The 17,910-nt window shown below is 71.4% G+C and carries 14 protein-coding genes; 3 read left to right on the top strand and 11 right to left on the bottom strand.

Annotation, left to right across the window (positions count from 1 at the left end):
* Positions 1-5 precede the first annotated feature (5 nt).
* Together sitI6 and sitA6 are read right to left on the bottom strand one after the other, a co-directional pair.
* Positions 6-731 carry a SitI6 family double-CXXCG motif immunity protein gene (sitI6, locus tag LXT23_RS43490; RefSeq protein ID WP_253986403.1) on the bottom strand — a complete coding sequence of 242 codons (726 nt, stop codon included), beginning with the start codon at positions 729-731 and terminating at the stop codon, positions 6-8.
* A gap of 31 nt (positions 732-762) precedes the next feature.
* On the bottom strand, positions 763-1,500 hold the full coding sequence (gene sitA6, locus LXT23_RS43485; RefSeq protein WP_456107034.1) for a SitA6 family polymorphic toxin lipoprotein: 738 nt from the start codon (positions 1,498-1,500) through the stop codon (positions 763-765).
* 161 nt (positions 1,501-1,661) lie between these two features.
* Here sitA6 and LXT23_RS43480 point away from each other — a divergent pair, with 161 nt between their 5' ends.
* Positions 1,662-2,201, top strand: a complete 540-nt coding sequence (locus LXT23_RS43480) for an aminoacyl-tRNA deacylase (protein ID WP_253986401.1) — start codon at positions 1,662-1,664, stop codon at positions 2,199-2,201.
* Between the two features lie 22 nt (positions 2,202-2,223).
* Here the strand turns inward: LXT23_RS43480 and LXT23_RS43475 are convergent, their stop codons facing one another.
* A complete protein-coding gene (locus LXT23_RS43475; protein WP_253986400.1) occupies positions 2,224-4,842 on the bottom strand; it encodes an O-antigen ligase family protein in 2,619 nt (872 codons plus the stop codon).
* A gap of 104 nt (positions 4,843-4,946) precedes the next feature.
* On the bottom strand, positions 4,947-5,573 hold the full coding sequence (locus LXT23_RS43470; protein ID WP_253986399.1) for a hypothetical protein: 627 nt from the start codon (positions 5,571-5,573) through the stop codon (positions 4,947-4,949).
* 99 nt (positions 5,574-5,672) lie between these two features.
* On the opposite strand from LXT23_RS43470, the gene LXT23_RS43465 reads away from it, so the two are divergent.
* Positions 5,673-5,963 (top strand): hypothetical protein, encoded by a 291-nt coding sequence (locus tag LXT23_RS43465; protein ID WP_323379153.1) that lies wholly within the window; start codon positions 5,673-5,675, stop codon positions 5,961-5,963.
* A gap of 23 nt (positions 5,964-5,986) precedes the next feature.
* On the opposite strand, the gene LXT23_RS43460 is transcribed toward LXT23_RS43465, so the two are convergent.
* The 3 genes from LXT23_RS43460 to LXT23_RS43450 all read right to left on the bottom strand — a co-directional run bounded on the left by LXT23_RS43460 (position 5,987) and on the right by LXT23_RS43450 (position 9,542).
* Positions 5,987-7,177 carry an acyltransferase family protein gene (locus tag LXT23_RS43460; protein ID WP_253986397.1) on the bottom strand — a complete coding sequence of 397 codons (1,191 nt, stop codon included), beginning with the start codon at positions 7,175-7,177 and terminating at the stop codon, positions 5,987-5,989.
* Positions 7,174-8,472, bottom strand: a complete 1,299-nt coding sequence (locus LXT23_RS43455) for a UDP-glucose dehydrogenase family protein (RefSeq protein ID WP_253986396.1) — start codon at positions 8,470-8,472, stop codon at positions 7,174-7,176. Before LXT23_RS43455 ends, LXT23_RS43460 begins: the two co-directional genes overlap by 4 nt.
* 101 nt (positions 8,473-8,573) lie before the next feature.
* A complete protein-coding gene (locus LXT23_RS43450; RefSeq protein ID WP_253986395.1) occupies positions 8,574-9,542 on the bottom strand; it encodes a nucleotidyltransferase domain-containing protein in 969 nt (322 codons plus the stop codon).
* Between the two features lie 206 nt (positions 9,543-9,748).
* On the opposite strand from LXT23_RS43450, the gene LXT23_RS43445 reads away from it, so the two are divergent.
* The gene (locus LXT23_RS43445) at positions 9,749-12,526 is read left to right on the top strand and encodes an FG-GAP-like repeat-containing protein (RefSeq protein WP_253986394.1); all 2,778 of its coding nucleotides are present in this window, start codon (positions 9,749-9,751) and stop codon (positions 12,524-12,526) included.
* Between the two features lie 6 nt (positions 12,527-12,532).
* Here the strand turns inward: LXT23_RS43445 and LXT23_RS43440 are convergent, their stop codons facing one another.
* The 4 genes from LXT23_RS43440 to LXT23_RS43425 all read right to left on the bottom strand — a co-directional run bounded on the left by LXT23_RS43440 (position 12,533) and on the right by LXT23_RS43425 (position 17,886).
* Entirely contained in the window at positions 12,533-13,108 is a 576-nt protein-coding gene (locus tag LXT23_RS43440; protein WP_253986393.1) for an imm11 family protein, read from the bottom strand.
* 21 nt (positions 13,109-13,129) lie between these two features.
* The gene (locus LXT23_RS43435) at positions 13,130-14,419 is read right to left on the bottom strand and encodes an AHH domain-containing protein (RefSeq protein WP_253986392.1); all 1,290 of its coding nucleotides are present in this window, start codon (positions 14,417-14,419) and stop codon (positions 13,130-13,132) included.
* Positions 14,420-14,481: 62 nt separating this feature from the next.
* Complete coding sequence (locus tag LXT23_RS43430; protein WP_253986391.1) at positions 14,482-15,639, bottom strand: serine/threonine-protein kinase; 1,158 nt, start codon at positions 15,637-15,639, stop codon at positions 14,482-14,484.
* A 174-nt stretch (positions 15,640-15,813) separates the two neighbouring features.
* Entirely contained in the window at positions 15,814-17,886 is a 2,073-nt protein-coding gene (locus tag LXT23_RS43425; protein ID WP_253986390.1) for a serine/threonine protein kinase, read from the bottom strand.
* Positions 17,887-17,910: the final 24 nt, after the last annotated feature.

Here is a 17,910-nt window from a genome sequence, read left to right as displayed (position 1 = left end):
GCGGCTCAGCGGGCCTCCAGGGGCTGGAACGTCACGCCATCCAGCCCCAGGCGGTGTACCGCCTCGGCCATTCGCTCGGTGGCAATGATGAGGGTTGGAAAATCCCCGAGGCGGAAGACGTCCACCTGCCCCGGCAGCGTGGCGGCGTCGAGCCAGTACTTCTCCGGCAGGCTGTAGCTGGCTTCGGCGCCGCACGTCGAGCATGGAGGCTCGCGCTTCGACGGCAGGCAGCTGTCGTGGAGCCGGCCATGCAACGCCAGCTGCGGCTCCTGTAGCTCCAGAGGGGCCTTTCCCCGGAACCGAACCTGGGTTGGGCACCCCTGAATCCCGCGCACGCCCGCGTCCCGCAGCCGCTCGAGCGCTTCGCGACGCCCGACGAGGGTCCAGCCCTGGAGATGAAGCTGTCCAAAAGAGCCGGAAGCCGTGCCCATGAGAGGCCCCAGCCGGGTTCCCGGCTCCAGGACAGCCCCCGTGGGGGCCAGTGGCCGCACGGTCTCGCGCAGCCGGGCGAACTCCTCGAACGGCACGGGCCAGGAGTCGGACAACCTCTTCAGGACCGCCGCTGGCAATCCCGACAGGTCCACGCACGGGTACTGAATGCCGGCCCAGCCTCCACCCACGCTACAGGCGGAGCAGGGTTCGACACCCGGCAGGCCCCACCTGTGGGCCGCGCGACTCAGGTCACCGGTGTAGCCAGCCGCCATGTCCGCTTCGACTCGGTAGCACTTCACGCTTCCCTCCTCACGCGCGGCTGACCTCTCGTCAATAGGCTTCAATCCGTGGGCCGGGCGTCTTCGGCACGATGGGCGTGTTGTACGGCACGATGGGCCCGGAGAGCTGGAATCGGAAAGCGAGCTCGAGCGAGTGGCGCATGATGACGTCCTTCGGCGGCGGGCGCGGGTTGGCAATGATGAACTGCCGCCACGCGTGGTTCCACGCACCTCCGGGTCCCATCCCCTTTCCGCTGTGAATCTGGCGGTGGACGTTCTCGGGAATGACCATCGTGAACTGGTGGATGTCGATGCCAGCGCCCCGGAACCAGGCCGCGAACTCTGGCGCCTGGGGGAACAGATGGTGCTTGATGGACCTGCCCGACTCCGAAGGCATCGCCTGGACGAACACGGCACGGCGGTGAGGCACCCGTGCCGTCGCCAGGGGACGAGCCCCGCCCCGGATGCCCGTGCGACGTTGCCACCAATTCCGGTAGGTACCGGGCCCCCTGATGTATGGCCGCCCCACGGCCAGCTCCACGTTTGAAGCTGACGTGGCACTCGCCACTGACTCCGCATCTACATCGTCGCAGGTGAAGAGCCCGCACTCCCCCTCATCGCATGCGAGGACGACGCACCGGTCCGAGCCCGGCTCAGAACACGCGGCCGTTTCGTCCTGCTCGGCTCCTTCCCAGATTCGGACTGCAGGCGATGCGGTTCCGCATGCCACGCTTCCGAGGACGCCCATCAACAACGACAGCAGGACCGCGGCGGACAGGGCTCTAGGCATGGGCACCACCGCTTATCAGGTACCCGCCCGCCTGCCCTACCGTCGGCCTGACGGGGCCCCGAAGGCAGGGAGTGGTTCCGGAGGAGCCAGGGACCATCCTCGTACGATGGTCTCAATCGCTCCGGGTACCCACCTTCTCTGACGAGGAGGTGACATTCCCCATGATTCCGGAATCGATACAGCATTACCTCCGGCGCAATCGCGTGCGCTTCGAGCGTTACTGGCACTCCCGCGCGGTGAGTGCCCAGGAGCTGGCCGAGGCGCTGCACGTCTCGGGCTGGAGGGTGGCCAAGTCCGTCATCATCCTGGCGGACCGGCAGCCCTGGATTGTCGTCGTGCCCGCGGCGGGCACGGTGGACCTCAACAGGGTCCGCGACATGCTGGGCGTGCGCACCGTGCGATTGGCCACGGAGGATGAGTTCTCCGGCTACTTCCCCGACTGCGAGCTGGGCGCGGAGCCCCCCTTCGGCGAGCTGTATGGCCTGCCGGTGGCGGTGGACGAGTCACTCAGCCTGACGGAGCGGCTGCTCTTCCGGGCCGGCTCGCACGAGGAGGCGCTGGAGATGCGCTTCCAGGACTTCGCCACGCTGGAGTGGCCCCTGGTCGCGACCTTCATCTACCCGCAGCCCCGCCTGGTGGCGAACCCATCCCAGCGCCCGCAGCCAGTGCCGGTCGACCTGGACTCCCACGCACCCATCTGACGGGCGCTGTGCGAAGTCCAGGCTAGGGCGCGTCCGACGCGGTCCCCGCGCCGCCCGTGTTGCCCAGCAGGTGCTCCAGCTCCTGGGCCCGGGGGTCCTCGAGCTCCTTGCGCCGCGAGTCCACCCGCGCGCGCTCCTCGGCCTCCAGCCGGGCCACCCAGGCCTCCGCATCCTTGCGGGAGCCGGGTGGTAGCAGGCGCATGCCCTCGTGCACCGAGCGCGCCGCCGCGTCGAAGCGCCGCAGGGCCTCCTGCGCCCGCGCCACCGCGAACCACGCGTCGGGGCCGGGCGCGAGCCGGGCGGCCGTCTGCCGCACCTCCACCGCCCGGGAGAACAGCCCCTCCCGCTCCAGGCACGCCGCCTCCATGGACAGCAGCCGCGCCCGCTGCGCGTAGTCCGTGAGGAACGGCGTCACCGACTGCAGCGTGTCCTTCGCCCGCCGCGTCAGCCCCGCGTCCAGTTGCTGCGTGGCCAGCGTGAAGGCCAGCTCCACGCTTCCCGGGAAGCGCACCAGCAGCCGCTCCAGCGACTGCAGCGCCTGCTCACGCTTGCCCTGTGCCCGCAGCACCTCCGCACGCAGCAGGTGCGTGTCCAGCGCGTCCGGCTCGCGGCGCTCCACCTCGACACACGCCGCCTCCGCCTCCGCCAGCTCGCCCCGGAGCAGCCGCAGCCGCGCCTCGCGCGCCCACAGCGCACCGGCGCCGGGCCGGCCGTCGAAGTGCGTGCGCGCCCAGGCCACATAGCCCAGCGCCGCCTCCAGCCGTCCCGGCGTGTTGGTCAGCGCCTCCACCAGCCGCGCCGCCACCTCCGGTGAGTCCGGCGTCAGCGCCACCAGGTGCTCCAGCGTGCGCGCCCGGCGCAGGGCCTCGCCCTGCAGCACCGTCGCGTCCCCGGCCTCGTACGCCAGCCGGTACTCCAGGAAGCCCTGCGTGCCCCGGCCCAGCGCCAGCAGCGCCCGCGCCGCCACCCGGTGCGACGCGGCGTCCCGGGGCGCCAGGTACAGCGCGCGGTTGACGAAGGCGAGCGACTCCTCCGCCGCCTCGCGCCCCCGCGCCGCGTACGCCGAGGCCACCAGCCGGTACAGCACGTAGTCCGAGGGGTGCCGGTCGATGAGCGCCAGCCCGCGCGAGCGCACCTCCGCCACGGGCACACGCGCGGCGACGAGCCCCGCCAGCTCCGCCTCCGCGTCGCTCACGTGGGAGCGCCCCGGCACCAGCGCCACCAGCCCCAGCACCGCGAGCCCCGCGCCCGTGCCCAGCAGCAGCGGGGACGGCTTGAGACACCCGGGCTTGCTGGCGCCTCGCGAGCGCTCACGGGGACGGGCCGCCGCGCCGAGCACCACCAGCACCGCCACCGCGCACGCCGGCAGCTCCAGGCTGAAGTCGAAGAGGTTGTGCAGCGCCAGCGCGGCCACGCCCGCCAGCGCGGCCAGCTCCAGCGCGTCCTGGCCCTCGCGGCGCAGCAGCCGGAGGAAGCCCCACGCCGCCACCGCCAGCAGCAGCAGGCCCGGCACGCCCAGCTCCACCGCCGCATGCAGCACCGCGTTCTCCGGGTGCGTGAGGGTGTTGGGGTTGGGCTCCGTCTGGTAGCGGGGGAAGGCCGCCTCGAAGGCGCCGCGCCCCATGCCCAGCACCGGGAAGGCGCGCGCGGCCTGCGCCATCATCGGCCACAGCGCCACCTTGGACTGGCGCAGCTCCTCCATGCTGTCCGCCGAGCGCGCCTCCGTCCACAGCCGGTCCGCGGCCGTGTACGCGCCCACCGACAGCACGGCCAGCAGCCCCAGCAGCGCGGCGGCGCTCCGGGCCCACACCGGCGGAGCGCGCCCGCCCGCCTCGTGGCGCCTGCGCAGGAGCAGCAGCGCCAGCAGCGCCTGGCCAAAGACGAAGAAGGCGATGCCCCCGCGCGACAGCGTCAGCACCACGCCCAGCCCGGACGCCCCCGCCGCCAGCGCATACGGCAGCGCGCGCGAGCGGGGCCGCGTGGTGAGCGCCAGCCCCAGCCCCACCGTGGCGCACAGCCCCAGGAAGCCGGCGGCGTGGTTGGGGTTGCCGAAGGGCGTCACCAGCGGCGGCCGCGCGTGCACCCACGCGATGAGGCCGAAGAGGGACTCCACGCCCAGCAGCGCCTGGCCCAGCCCCACCACCGCCACGCCCGCGCCGGTGAAGGCCAGCGCCGCCAGCAGGCGCTCCCGGACGCGGCGCGCGCGGCACACCTGCACCGCCGCCAGGAAGGTGAGGAGGTACGCCAGGTGCTTGGCCAGCTCGCGCCACGTGGCCGGCGCATCGAGCGACACCGGCCGCGCACCGTCCAGGCCCAGCGGCGCCAGGGCGAACTCACGCAGCCCCGCGGCCTCCGGGCTCAGCACCTCCAGCACGCTCGCGGGCAGCGGGACGAGCTGCAGCGCGCACAGCACCGCGCCCGCCGCCAGGGGCACCGCCAGCAGCGGGAAGCGCAGCGACTGGCCCTGCCGCCTCGCGCCCACCGCCGCCAGCACGGCCGCCGCGCCCGAGAGCGCCACCAGCGGCCAGAGCACCCACCGCGCCGCGCCGCCCAGCGCGAGCGGCCCCAGCACGACGAGCCCCATCAGCGCCACTTCGGCGAGCAGGGTGTACCGGGACGCGCTGCGGTGGGAGTGGGACATTTGGGGGGCGCGGGGACGGCGATTATGTCACGGCCCACCTGCCCCGCCTGCTTCTGGCCCCGCTCCCGGCCGCAGAGGGGCCGGGCGTGCTTTGAAGCAGCGCGTCAGAAGCGCAGGGCGACCAGGGGGACGGTGGGGCGCGGCTCCCACCGGCGCGAGGGCGAGGTGCTCCGCGCGTCTCGCCGGGATTTCAGGTCACTCAGCTCTCCCTCCACGCGGATGCGCTCCTGGATGAGCTCCTCGCGATGGGCGCGATTGACGCGGGCCACCCGCGAGCCCCGGATGATGCCGGTGACGAGCAGCCCCACACCCACCGCGCCACCGACGGACAGCCCCGCGCCCAGGCCCACCAGCGTGGACCGGTCGTCGTCATCCGACTCGCCCAGGCCGACGATGATGAGCGGGATTCCCACCAGCAGCAGGGGCGAGAGGATGTAGCCCGCGTACGCCATCACCACCGAGCCGATGGGCCAGTTGGTGTCGATGGAGCGAATCTCGCTCTGCAGCAGCGCCACCTTCGTCGCCAGCTCGCGGATGCGCGCGTCCAGCTCCGCGTCCGTCGGCACGCCGGAGGACGGCGGGGGCACGGGCGCGTCCGGAGGCGCCTCCGCCGGAGCCTGGGCCAGCAGCAGCCGGGCGGACAGGTGCCTTCCGGACTTCGGGGCCAGCAGCGACGGCGAGGGCGACGCGGGCGCGGCGGCCAGCAGGACGGCGGCGACGAGCGACAGCATGAGGGCGGCTCCTCCCGGAGTAGAGCAGGCGGGCGACCCTAGCATCCGCCCCCGTACGCGAGGACGCGAAGCCAGCTTGCATCCGGGAGACCATCTGGCATCTTCGCCGCACCCATGCGCCGCTTCCTCCTCACCGCCGCCCTCCTGTGCTCCACCCTGTCCGGCCTCGCCGGCTGCAAGGGCGCCTGTCGCGAGCTCTCCGAGAAGCTCTGCGACTGCTCCACCAACTCCGTGGAGAAGGAGCTGTGCCTCCAGCGCGCCGCCGAGGAGGAGAACCGCGTGGAGCCCACCGAGGAGGACGAGGTGGTGTGCGAGGCGAAGCTGGAAGGCTGCGACTGCGCCGCCATCGAGTCCGAGGAAGGCAAGCGCAGCTGCGGCCTGTCGCGCTGAGCCGCCGCCGCTCCCAGCGGGGCTCAGGCCCCGGGCATCGCCGGCCGCGCGGGCACGGCCTTCTCTTCCTCCACCCACGGCTGCAGCGCCTTGCGCAGGCGTGAGCGGAACGGCGTCTCCACGTAGCGGTGCACCAGCACCGACGCCGGCAGCGCCAGCACCAGCACGGTGGCCAGCCGGCCCACGGGCGTCGCCAGGTCCACCCACGGCGCCAGCACGGCCGCGAGCGTCTCCGCCGCCTTCGACACCGGCTCCTGCAGCAGGTAGAGCGCGTAGCTGGCTCCGCCCAGGTGGACCAGCAGCGGGCGCGACAGCAGCCAGCCTGCCGGCCCGCCGCCTCGCGCCAGCCCGTACACCAGCAGCCCCGCCGCGGGCGCCAGCAGCGCGTTGTGCATCAGCGGGTACGCAATCCGCGAGCCCGCCGCGCCGGCCACCACCAGCAGCGCCACGCCCACCGCCGCCAGCACCGCCCCGTGGCCCTTCACCGCGCCCACGGCGCGCTCGCGCACGAAGGCCTGGCCCAGCAGCACGCCGAAGACGAACTCGGGCAGGCGCAGCAGCGGGTTGAACTTGAGCAGCCCCAGCCAGATGCCCCCGGAGGCCGCGTCCACCGGCCCCGGTCCGTCCGGCAGGAGCCACAGGTAGAGCAGCGGAGGCACCAGCCCCAGCACCCACACCGCGCCCAGCGCCAGGGGCAGCAGCGAGGGACGCAGCCGGGACAGTCCCCGCGCCAGCCGGGGGAAGAGGGCATAGAAGAAGCCCTCCACCGCCACGGACCAGCCCGGGGGGTTCCAGTACAGCGCCAGCCGGGGCACCCACGCCTGGAGGAGCGCCAGCGCGGTGAAGCCGCCCACCGCCAGCTTCACCGCGGCCACCTTCCAGCCGTTCGCCTCCAGCGACAGGGCGATGGTGGTGGGGGCCGCCAGGAGGAACGTCAGGACGTAGACGGGGTACACCCGCGCGACACGCGCCGCCCAGAAGGCCCGGGGCGGCGTCTGCATCTTCCCGTCCGCGTCCAGGTAGTTCCAGGCGAGGACGAAGCCCGACAGGACGAAGAAGACACCCACGGCGGAGTAGCCCGCCTCCACCCAGTTGCGCACCCCCTCGGGAGCCGTGGCGACGCACGGCTTCGCGAAGTGGAACAGCACCACGTGGAGGGCCGCGAAAAAGCGCAGCCCGGTGAGCGCGTCGAGCGCCCCGCCCCGCCGGCTCAACGCCGGCCGATGCCGTAGTACGTGAAGCCCTGCTCGCGCATGCGCGCCGGGTCGTACACGTTGCGGCCGTCGAACACGACGGGCGTCTTCATCAGGCCCTTCATGCGCTCGAAGTCCGGGTGGCGGAACTCGTTCCACTCCGTCACCACGAACAGGCCGTCCACGCCCTCCAGCGCCTCGTAGGGCACGCTGGCGTAGCGGATGCGGTCACCGAAGACGCGCTTCGCGGTGTGCGCGGACACCGGGTCGTGCGCAATCACCTGCGCGCCCTTGCCGATGAGCCCCTCGATGACCTCGATGGCGGGCGCCTCGCGCATGTCGTCCGTCTTCGGCTTGAAGGCCAGGCCCCACACGCCGAACTTCTTGCCCTCGAGCGTGCCGTAGTGCTTCACGGCCTTGTTCACCAGCAGCTTCTTCTGGCGCTCGTTGGTGCGCTCCACGGCGCGCAGCAGGTCCAGCTCCAGGCCGTAGTCCCGCGCGGTGGCCACCAGCGCCTTCACGTCCTTGGGGAAGCAGGAGCCGCCGTAGCCCACGCCCGGGAAGAGGAACGGGTAGCCGATGCGCTTGTCCGAGCCCAGGCCCTTGCGCACGAAGTCCACGTCCGCGCCGACCTTCTCGCACAGCGCGGAGATGTCGTTCATGAACGAGATGCGCGTGGCCAGCATCGCGTTGGCGGCGTACTTCGTCAGCTCCGCCGAGCGCGTGTCCATGTAGATGATGGGGTTCTCGGTGCGCACGAAGGGGGCGTACAGGTCGCCCATCACCTTGCGGCCGCGCTCGGAGTCCACGCCGATGACGACGCGATCCGGCTTGAGGAAGTCGTCCAGCGCGGCGCCTTCCTTGAGGAACTCGGGGTTGGAGACGACGTCGAACTCCACGCTCGTCACCTTGCGGATGGCGTCGCGAACCTTGTCCGCGGTACCCACCGGCACGGTGCTCTTGTCCACCACCACCGTGTACTGCTTCATCGCCTTGCCAATCTGCTCGGCGGCGGCCAGCACGTACTGGAGGTCGGCGTCGCCGCTCTCACCCTCGGGCGTGCCCACGGCGATGAAGACCACCTGCGCGGGGGCCACGGCCTCGGCCAGGTCGCGCGTGAAGAAGAGCCGCTTCTCGCGCACGTTCTTCTTGATGAGCTCCTCGAGACCCGGCTCGTAGATGGGCACTTCGCCCGCCTGGAGCATGCGGATCTTCCGCTCGTCGATGTCCACGCACGTGACGTCGTTACCCGAGTCCGCGAAGCAGGTGCCCGCGACGAGGCCGACGTAGCCCGTTCCGATGATGGCAATACGCATTGAAAATGTCCCAGTGGGGAATGTCCGGAGCAGGACTCATACGCCGGGAGCCGCACGGAAAGGAAGCCCGTCCCCCAGGGCAGGAGGGCAGCCGGCCAGCCTCACTGACCTGTGAGCAAGCGGCGCACCCGCTCCAGCCCCTTCAGGGCCGAGGCCCGCCCGGGGATGCTGACCGGACCCACCACCGTCCGGTCCAGCAATTCGCGGGTAGCCCGGCGCAGCGGCGGGAAGGCGGCGGTGGCGTCCGGGACAGCCTCCGGGAAGAGGCGGGCGATGATGGCCAGGGACGTGTAGAGGGCGCGCTCCACGCGCCACTCCGCCGCCCGGGCCAGCAGCGCCGGCACGTCCAGGGCCTTGGAGTACGGGCCCCCCATGGCCTTCGCGCCGGTGACGAGCTCCCGCAGGTCCAGGAAGGACAGCCAGGGTACTTCGTAACCCTGCCGCGCCTGCTCGAGGACGGTCAGCAGCACCGCGTCCTCCAGCTCCGGGCGGAACACGGACGGGCCGTACATCTTCATGGGCCGGGCCCGCTCCAGGATGCCCGCGGCCTGCTCCCGGCGCTGGGGGCCCAGGATGTCCGAGTAGAGGTAGATGAGGGTGCGCCCGTCGGACAGCACCTTGGTGGCGCCGGTGCCGCTGGCGTCCTCGGGACGGAACTCGTGGTTGGAGAGGAAGCCGGCGAAGCCGTCCACGTCCAGCCGCTTCATCAGGAGCTGCAGCTCCGTCACCGGGCGGAAGGCCACGTGCGGGTAGAGCGAGTCGGCGAAGGAGGCGCCGCCCATCAGCACCAGCCGGCGCCCCTGGAGGTCGTCAACCATCTGCTTGAAGTTGACGAGCTTCATCACGTTGTCGTTGGCCGAGCCCTGGTAGATGGCCAGCAGCCTGTCGCGGACCCACTCCGGCACGTCGGCTCCGCCCAGCCGGTACTGCAGGTTGTAGGCGGCCAGCGGCGCCAGGCCCTGGGAGATGGCCCAGTCCACGTACTCCTCCCAGGGCGCGCCCCGCAGCGAGCCGCGCGGAGGGTCGAACGAGGCGAGGACGCGGAAGGTGTCGAGGAGGCCGGGCGGCATGGTGGCCCCCCTTTAACGGGCAGGACGCATGACCTGCAATGCCCGCCTTCGTCGCCTTCCTCCGTGCAGTGCCGGACACCCCGAGGCGGAAGTGATGCCCAGGCGACAGGCGCCCGCCCTTCGGGGTGGGTCCGCGGGGCCGGGTGGATGAATACCTCGGCCCGTCGGCATGTCTGGGGCCCGGGCAGGCAGCCGTGGGAGGTCGCATGGGTCAGCAAGGCTGGAGGGCCGGGCGCGTGGCGCGCTGGTCGTCCCTGGGAGCGCTCGGACTGATGGCGTGCACCAGCAGCCCTCCGGCGGAGCCCGGAGGCCAGGGCGTGTCCGCCGTGGTGGAGGTGGAGACGGAGACGGAGGCCCGCTGCGAGGTGCGGCCCCCCTTCGAGCCCCACTTCGAGCCCGAGGTGGAGTGGGCCTGGACGGACAGCCCGGTGGTGCCTACGCACACCAATGTGAACTCCACGCCGGTGGTGGTCGACGTGAGCGGCGACGGCGTGCCGGACGTGGTGTTCAACAGCTTCGAGGGCTGGAACTTCAAGACGAACGGCGTGCTGCGGGCCATCAGCGGCGCGGACGGCTCGGACTTGTGGGCGGTGACGGACCCGGCCCTGCGCGTGCGCGGCTCGGCGAGCGTCGCGGCGGGAGATATCGACGGCGACGGCAGGGTGGAGCTGTGCACCGTGCCGGAGGACGCGCTGGGCATCCTCTGCTTCGAGCACACCGGCGCCTTCAAGTTCCGCGCGGCCGGGCCCCGGCTGGACTGGGGCGGCGTGTCGCTGGCGGACCTGGATGGCAATGGGACGGTGGAGATCATCGCCGGCAACCACGTCTACGACAGCACCGGCGCCCTGAAGTGGGTGGGCAGTGATGGCGTGGGAGGCCCGCCCAACGACACGGGCCCGCTCGCCTTCGCGGTGGACCTGGACGGGGACGGCAAGCAGGAGGTGGTGAACGGGCGCGCCATCTACCGGCATGACGGCTCGCTGCGGTGCAGGGCGGAGTCGCTGGGCCACGGGCTGTCGGGCGTGGGCAACTTCGACGCGGACCCGGCGGGCGAGGTGGTGGTGGTGTGGGACGGCCACGTGTCGCTGATGGAGGCCGACTGCACGGTGCGCTGGACGGTGGAGCACCTGGGCGGCGGCGTGGGCGGGCCGCCCAACATCGCGGACTTCGACGCGGACGGGCAGGCGGAGATCGGCGTGGCCGGCGCGGCCTGGTACTCCGTCTTCGAGGCGGACGGCACGGTGAAGTGGCTCAGCCCCACGCAGGACCACAGCTCGAACCGCACGGGCTCGTCGACGTTCGACTTCGAGGGCGACGGCCGCGCCGAGGTCGTCTACGCGGACGAGACGGCGCTGCGCATCTACGACGGCGCGACGGGCACGGTGCGCTTCGAGGTGCCGCACAGCTCGTGCACCGCGTACGAGAACCCGGTGGTGGCGGACGTGGACGGGGACGGCAACGCCGAAATCGTCGTGGCGCAGAACACGGCGTGTGACTTCGGACCGTTCCACGGCATCCGGGTGTTCAGGGACAAGAAGGACGGCTGGGTGAACACGCGGCGCATCTGGAACCAGCATGCGTACTCCGTCACCAACGTGGGGGAGGACGGCTCCATCCCCGCGCGGCCCGCCACCAACTGGCTGACGCCGGGGCTCAACACCTTCCGCACCAACAGCCAGGGCACGGGGACGGTGAAGCCCTTCGCCGCGCCGGACCTGGTGGTGGCGGACGTGGACTCCACGTGTGACAGCGCGGGGGCCGTGACGCTGGGCGCGCGGGTGCGCAACCAGGGTGACGCGGCGGCCTCGGCGGGTGTGCAGGTGGCCTTCTTCCTCGGGGCGGCCGGCGCGGGGGGCACGCTGCTGGGCGTGGCCACGGTGGCGGACAAGGTGGACCCGGGCGCCGAGGTGCGGGTGGAGCTGGAGCTCGCCTCCGCTCCCGGTGGGCGGGGTGCGGTGTCCGCGGTGGTGGATGACGACGGCGCGGGGCTCGGGCGCGAGCAGGAGTGCCGCGAGGACAACAACACGGCCTCGGGCGTCGTGAGGCTGGAGTGCTCGGTGAACGAGCCCCCGGTGGCGCTGTGCCGGGACGTCACGGTGAGCGCGGACGCCGCGTGCCGCGCGGTGGCCAGCGTGGACGACGGGAGCCATGACCCGGACGGCCAGCCCGGTCCCTTCTCGGTGACGCAGGCGGCCCCGGGGACCTTCGGGCTGGGGAGCCACGGTGTGACACTGACGGCGTCGGACGGAGAGGACAGCGCGGTGTGCACGGGCACGGTGACGGTGGTGGACACGACGCTGCCGCACATCGCCTGCCCGGCGCCTCAGGTGCTGGAGTGCACCGCGGGCGGGGCGAAGGCGAGTTGGGTGACGCGCGCGGAGGACAACTGCGGGCCGGTGTCGCTGACGTGCTCGCATCCGACGGGCACCACCTTCCCGCTGGGGCGGACGGTGGTGGACTGCAATGCCACGGACGGCGCGGGCAATGCGTGCGGGTGCGGCTTCTCGGTGTCGGTGCGGGACACGAAGGCGCCGGTGCCGGGGAGCTCGCAGGGTGTCGAGCTGCGGCCGGCGGACCATGAGTACCGCACGGTGACGCTGGCGGAGTGCGCAGGGGTGGCGCGCGACGCGTGCTCGGGCGAGCTGCCGCTGGAGCGGTATGGCCGCATCCTCCGGGTGACGTCGGACGAGTCGGAGGACGTGGACGGCACCTGCGATGGGGCCACGTGCGATGACATGGACGTGCGGGTGAATGCCACGTCGGTGCAGCTGCGCGCGGAGCGCGACGAGACGGGCGACGGGCGCGTGTACACGGTGCACTACGTGGTGGAGGACCCGTCCGGCAACCCGGCGCAGGGGCGCTGCACCGTGGGCGTGCCACGTGACACGTACTACGGCCAGCGGCCGGCCCAGGACAGCGGGCCGAAGTACTGCGTGGGCCAAGGCTGCGCGGCGGGCATGGGCGGCAGTCCGCTGTGCCCGTGAGCCAGGTCAGACCTCGACGAACTTCATGCCGGAGGCCCCGGTGCGCTCCAGGGCCTCCTTGATGTCCTCGGAGACGACGAGGACGACGTTCCATCCCCACGGGCGAAAGACCTTGGCGTCTCCCACGAGGGACTTGTCGATGCGCATGCCCACGACGTTCCGGTACTCACCGGCACGCTCGGGCTGGTCGTTCTCGTCTTCGGGAATCCAGCGCTCCACATGCTCCGAAGCCTGGTCGTCGATGCACTTCACCACTCGGATGACGTTGATGAGGACATATGGCTCGGGCTGTCCCTCAACCTGGATGGGGAAGGTCTGCACGTCTCCCCGAGCCAGTTCCTCGAATACGGATGCTACGCGAGGATGCACGACGGGAACGATGCCTGCGTCCGCCTGCGAGTAGTCGAGCGGCTTGCCTCGGCGATAGAGCGCCACCTTGAGGGGCTCTGTCACTGATGCGGCTTGTCCCTCCAGGAAGAGCCAGCTCCCGACTTCCTGTCCCTGGCCGTCCACAGGGGTGTCCAGGTGCCAGCGGCCTGGGGAGTAGACGTCTTCAGTCAAGTCGAAGTATCGCATCAACATTGCCTCTACTTCGCTCAGTGCTCAGTGCTCCGTAATGAGCCGACGCAACCGACTGCCTGGCGTCGTGAGCTCTTGTGCAATACGTCGGAGTTCACGAGTCAGTGCTTTACGACACTGGTCCATAGTATCGCATCCGTTCGATGCCTTTGTAACCCGCAGGAAGACCTCCCGGTGGTACGTCAGTGGATGAGGGCCTTCATGGCCCCTGATGCGCACCAGGTTCGCCGGGTCATTCTTCAGCGACATGCCCGCCTTGTTGAAAATCTTCTCGAACTGGGGCGTCCACGGTCCGCCCTCTTTGGTGGAGACGGGGTTCTTATCCGTGCAGATGTGATGCACGGTCCCATCCGGGTCCCCCTGGATGACGCCCGAACTCGCCGCCACCATGGCCACCGCATTGGGCGCCAGGGTGATGACGACGCCGTTCTCCACCACAGCCACCGCGCTCACCTGCCCGATGGCCCGCAGGTTCACTCCCAGCTGTGACGCGCTCAGCGCCGCGGCCTCGGCAAAGCCCGGCAACAGCGGGAGCCGCGAGGCCAGCCACGTGGCGCCGCCCACCGTGCCCTTCCCCACCACCAGCGCTACCGCCAGCACGAAGATGCGCGCTCCCTTCTCCCCCACCACCCGCCCGAAGCGCGCACCCGCCTCCTCCAACTCCTGGAACGTGGTGGCTCCATCCGAGGCCCCCTTCAGCTCGCGGCACGCCCTCACAATCGCCAGGAACGCATCCACGCCCACGTAGGCCATCACCAACACCGCCACCGTTGCCGCCGCCTTGGTGAAGACCGGCTCCGGGTTGGCCGCCAGCATCGCCCACGTCACCAGCGCCGACACCACCACCGCCTTGAAGAACGTCGGGTTGAGCGTGTCCTCCACCGCGTCCGCGATGCTCTCGTGCATCGGCTCCAACGACAGGCCCAGCGACAGCTGCAGCCTGTCCGTGGCCCCCAGCCCCAGCCCGTCCTCCAGCAACGACAGACAGTCGCTCGGCCCCTCATGCGCGTGGCACCAGCGGCCATAGTCCCTGCGCAGCGCGCTGCGCAGCGCCCCGTCCATGACGCTGCCGTGGGTCGACGCACGCACCAGCCACCCGGCCTCGGCGGGCCGCAGCGACAGGGGCACTTCGAGCGCCAGCCGGCCCAAGGCCTCCTCGAAGGCGTCCTCGCTCACCACCACGGACCGGTCCGTGGTGGGCGGCACGTACTCCCACGGAGCCCCCTGTCCCGTCTCCAGGCGCACCACCCGCGCGCTGGCGCAGCCGACCAGCGGCACCAGCAACAGGGCCCACCACCTCAACCTCGTCGGCATGCCATCTCCGTGATTTTGATGAAAGACACGATAACCCGGAGAGGCGACAGCCGACGCAGCGCTCACGGCTCGGTGCTGATGTCCTCCCGCCGCAGCAGGCTCGCCAGGTCCTCGTCCATCTCCTCTTCGACGAGCCTGCGTCCCGCGCTGGACAGCGCCCGCCGCAAGGCTTCTTCCACGTCGCTGGAGGCGTACGGGCCCAGCTCCCGCCTCAGCGAGAGCAGGTCCGCCACCAGCGCGTCCGCCGATTCGTAGCGCTCGCCCGGGTCGGGGTGCAGCAGGCCGTGGAGGATGAACCGCAGGCGCGAGGTCAGCGGCTCGGCGAGCCGCTCCAGGTCCTCCGACCGGAAGGTCGCGGCCTGGAGGGCCACGGCCTCGTACTCTCCGAGCGGCAGCTCCGCGTCCGCCGCCGCCATCACGCCCCGCTCGACGCGTGCCCTGTCCTCCTCCGACAGTCGCTCCTCCAGGACGGGCTCGAGCACGTCGGGACGGCTGTAGACGTTGCGCCCCGTGCCCAGCTCCAGCAGGACCGCCCCCAGCGAGAACAGGTCCGCCCGCGCGTCCACACGCTCCACGAAGAGCACCTCCGGCGCCGCGAAGTAGTGCGAGCCGTGAGGACGCCGGAAGGAAGTCTCCGCCCGCTCGGGCAGCCGGGACCAGGCGATGCCGAAGTCCGTCAGCTTCACCGTCCCATCCATGCCGACGCGGATGCGGTGCGGCTGGATGTCCCGGTGGATGATGCCCAGCGGCATCCCACGCTCGTCCCTGAGCGCGTGTGCATACGCGAGCGCCTGCGCCACTTGGAGGCCGATGTGGACCAGGAAGTCCTCCGGGAAGAAGCGGCGCCGGGCCAGCGAGAGCGCCACCAGGTCATCGACGGAAAGGCCGGGCACGTACTCCATTTCAAGGAAGAGGGTGTCCTCCGCCTCGTGCAGTCCGTACACGCGAGCCATGGCCGGGTGCTGGAGATAGCCGGACAGCCGCACGGCCTCCTCCAGGCGGCGGCGCGCCCGCACCTCCTGGGGCGTCAGCGCTCCGCCAGCGGGCAGCGGCAGGGCCTTGAGGACGCGCTGCTCCACCACGCCCGAGGCGATACGCCGGGCCAGCAGCAGGCGCACGCCCTGGGGTGCGCAGCCCAGCTCCCGCGTCAGCTCAAACGTCGCGTCCCCGGTACGGAAGAGGACCTCGGCCCCGCTGCTCCGACCTTTTCGAGTTGCCATGACGTGCGGACTCCCTTCGCTCGCGTGGACAGCAGCCGCGCGACAGCGAAGGGCAACCTACCCCATGGATTACCAATCCGGAAACGACCTGTCAGGTCCAGTCATCACGCGACGCGCCTGCCCGGACGCTGGATTTCTGCCAAATGATTTTACAAATGCGAGGCCGGGCCCGGCTCAGGGAAAGACCTTCACGGCCGTGAAGGCGACACTGCGGGTAATCGCGGCGAGCTCCTCGGTGGACTCCGGGTCCTTGTCCCAACCGTCCTCGTCCCCCAGGTTGAGGCAGACGGGGTAGCGCGTTCCATCCGGCAGCTCCGCCTCCGTGTAGCGGCCGATGACCGCGGGGCCCTTCGTCCACAGTCGCCCGTACAGCAACGAGCCCTCCACGAGACCTCCGACATTTGTGACGACGCGGCTGACGATGGAGCCGTCACGAAGCCAGGCAAGCTGATCAGCGCCGCCCGGCTGCCGGGTGTCCACGTAGCCAGTGCCGGCTACAGAGCCCACGCGCAGCCGGAGCTTCTTCATGCCGTCCAGGGCCTCCTGTGGACAGGGCGTACCGCTCACAGGGCGCAACTGTGCGCCGGGGCAGGCGGCGAGAGTGGCCGCCGCCCCCACCAGTCCCACACAGCGCTTGAGCGCGGACGCGGCGCCCTTGCCTGGCTTGAGAACCTGGATGTCATTCTGTTTGGGGGCAGGCATGGGTTCCTCCAGAAGAGCGAGCGGCGGCATCCATCGAGGGACCGTCGCGGGTGCGGTAGCATGGGGCGTGGGTGCCGGAGTCGCCACTTTGCCGCCAGGCGCCGCCTGGGGACCAAGGACCGCCTGCGGCATGGAGCGCGCTTTCATCAGGATGAGCCCCGTGGCGCCCACCACCACCGCTCCCAGCAGCGCGGCGCTCCACGGCATCCGCTTCACGGCTCCCCTCCGCAGCGAGCGCCCCGGCACTCGGGCTGGCTCGGGCTCAGGAAACTCTCCTGGAAAGGGTGTCTCCTGCTCGCGCGGGGAGGGCGGCGCCGCCGTCCGGGACACGCCGACCTCGGGTCCAGGTGCCATCCCGGCCCCAGCGGCCAGCTTCCCGCCCCACCAGGAGCCAACCTCCTCCGGCCCGGGCGCCCCGGCCTGTGGCCGGGCCAGCACCTGCGGATGACGCCTGCGGACCCAGCGCCTGGCGCCCTCATAGGCGACGTCTTCACGCCGCTGCTGCCTGTCACGCAGGATGGCCGCCAGCTGTCCCGGCGCCACAGGTCCACACTGCTCCTCACCCTCTCCCTCTTGAGTCGTGCGGGAGTCGCTGCCAGGGCCTGCGTACCAATCGAAGAGCGGGACGTCCCACTCCGGCCCCGCCTTCTCCAGCGCCGCGAGGAGCTCCTGTGTCAGCGCGGTCATGCTGGCGAAGCGCTCCTCGGACCGGAGCGCCAGCAACCGCATGACGATGGCCGACAGCGCGGGAGGTACCTTCGGATTGAGCGAGTCCAGGGGACGCGGCTCCAGCGCTTCCCAACCGCCGGCCAGCGCCAGCTGCGGCGGCGGATACTCATCCGACAACAGCCGGTAGAAGGCCACTCCCACCGCGTACTGCTCATCCGCCACCGAGTATGGATAGCGCCCCCCGCCGCCACCCCTGGCCCGAGCGCGCCAGCGAGCCACCTGAGGGCTGAAGTAACGCGGCGTACCGGGAGGCAGCCGCTCCGTGCAGGTAAGGGGCTGCGCGTCAGGGTGGAGCCCGGCCCCCCAGTCCAGCACCGCCACCTGCCCACCCGGACGGACCACCACGTTGTCGCCCTTGAAGTCGCGGTGCAGCACCCCCACCCGGTGAGCCGCCTCCAGCACCCCGGCCACCTGCTCCAGCAGCCCCGCAACCTGTCGCGCGGTGGGGTTGAGCAACCGGCCCCAGCGATAGAGGGACTCGCCCCGCACGTACTCCAGCACCAGGTACGGGTAGCCCGCCGCTCCCGCCTCCCACGTTCCAGCCGCCACCAGGCGCGGCACCCCAGGGTGGCTCACGAGGGAGAGCGCCCGGGCCTCGCGAGAGAAGCCAGCATCTTCCGGCTCGCGTGCCAGCTTCAGCGCGTACCAGGGGCCGTCAGCACGTCCTACCTCGCACACCGCGTACACGGTGCCGAAGCCACCCCTGCCCACCTGGCACACCACTTCCCAGCGCGCCACCCGCGTGCCCCTGGGCAGGGCCCCAGGCGACAGCACCCGCACCCGCGACTCCCCCGTACTCGTGTCCGCCTGTTGCAAGTGGCCTCCTCCCGCGCCTGCGGC

This window comes from Pyxidicoccus xibeiensis, from assembly GCF_024198175.1.
GTDB lineage: Bacteria > Myxococcota > Myxococcia > Myxococcales > Myxococcaceae > Myxococcus > Myxococcus xibeiensis.
Note: the sequence above shows the minus strand (reverse complement) of the source record. Positions and strands in the feature narration are given on the sequence as shown.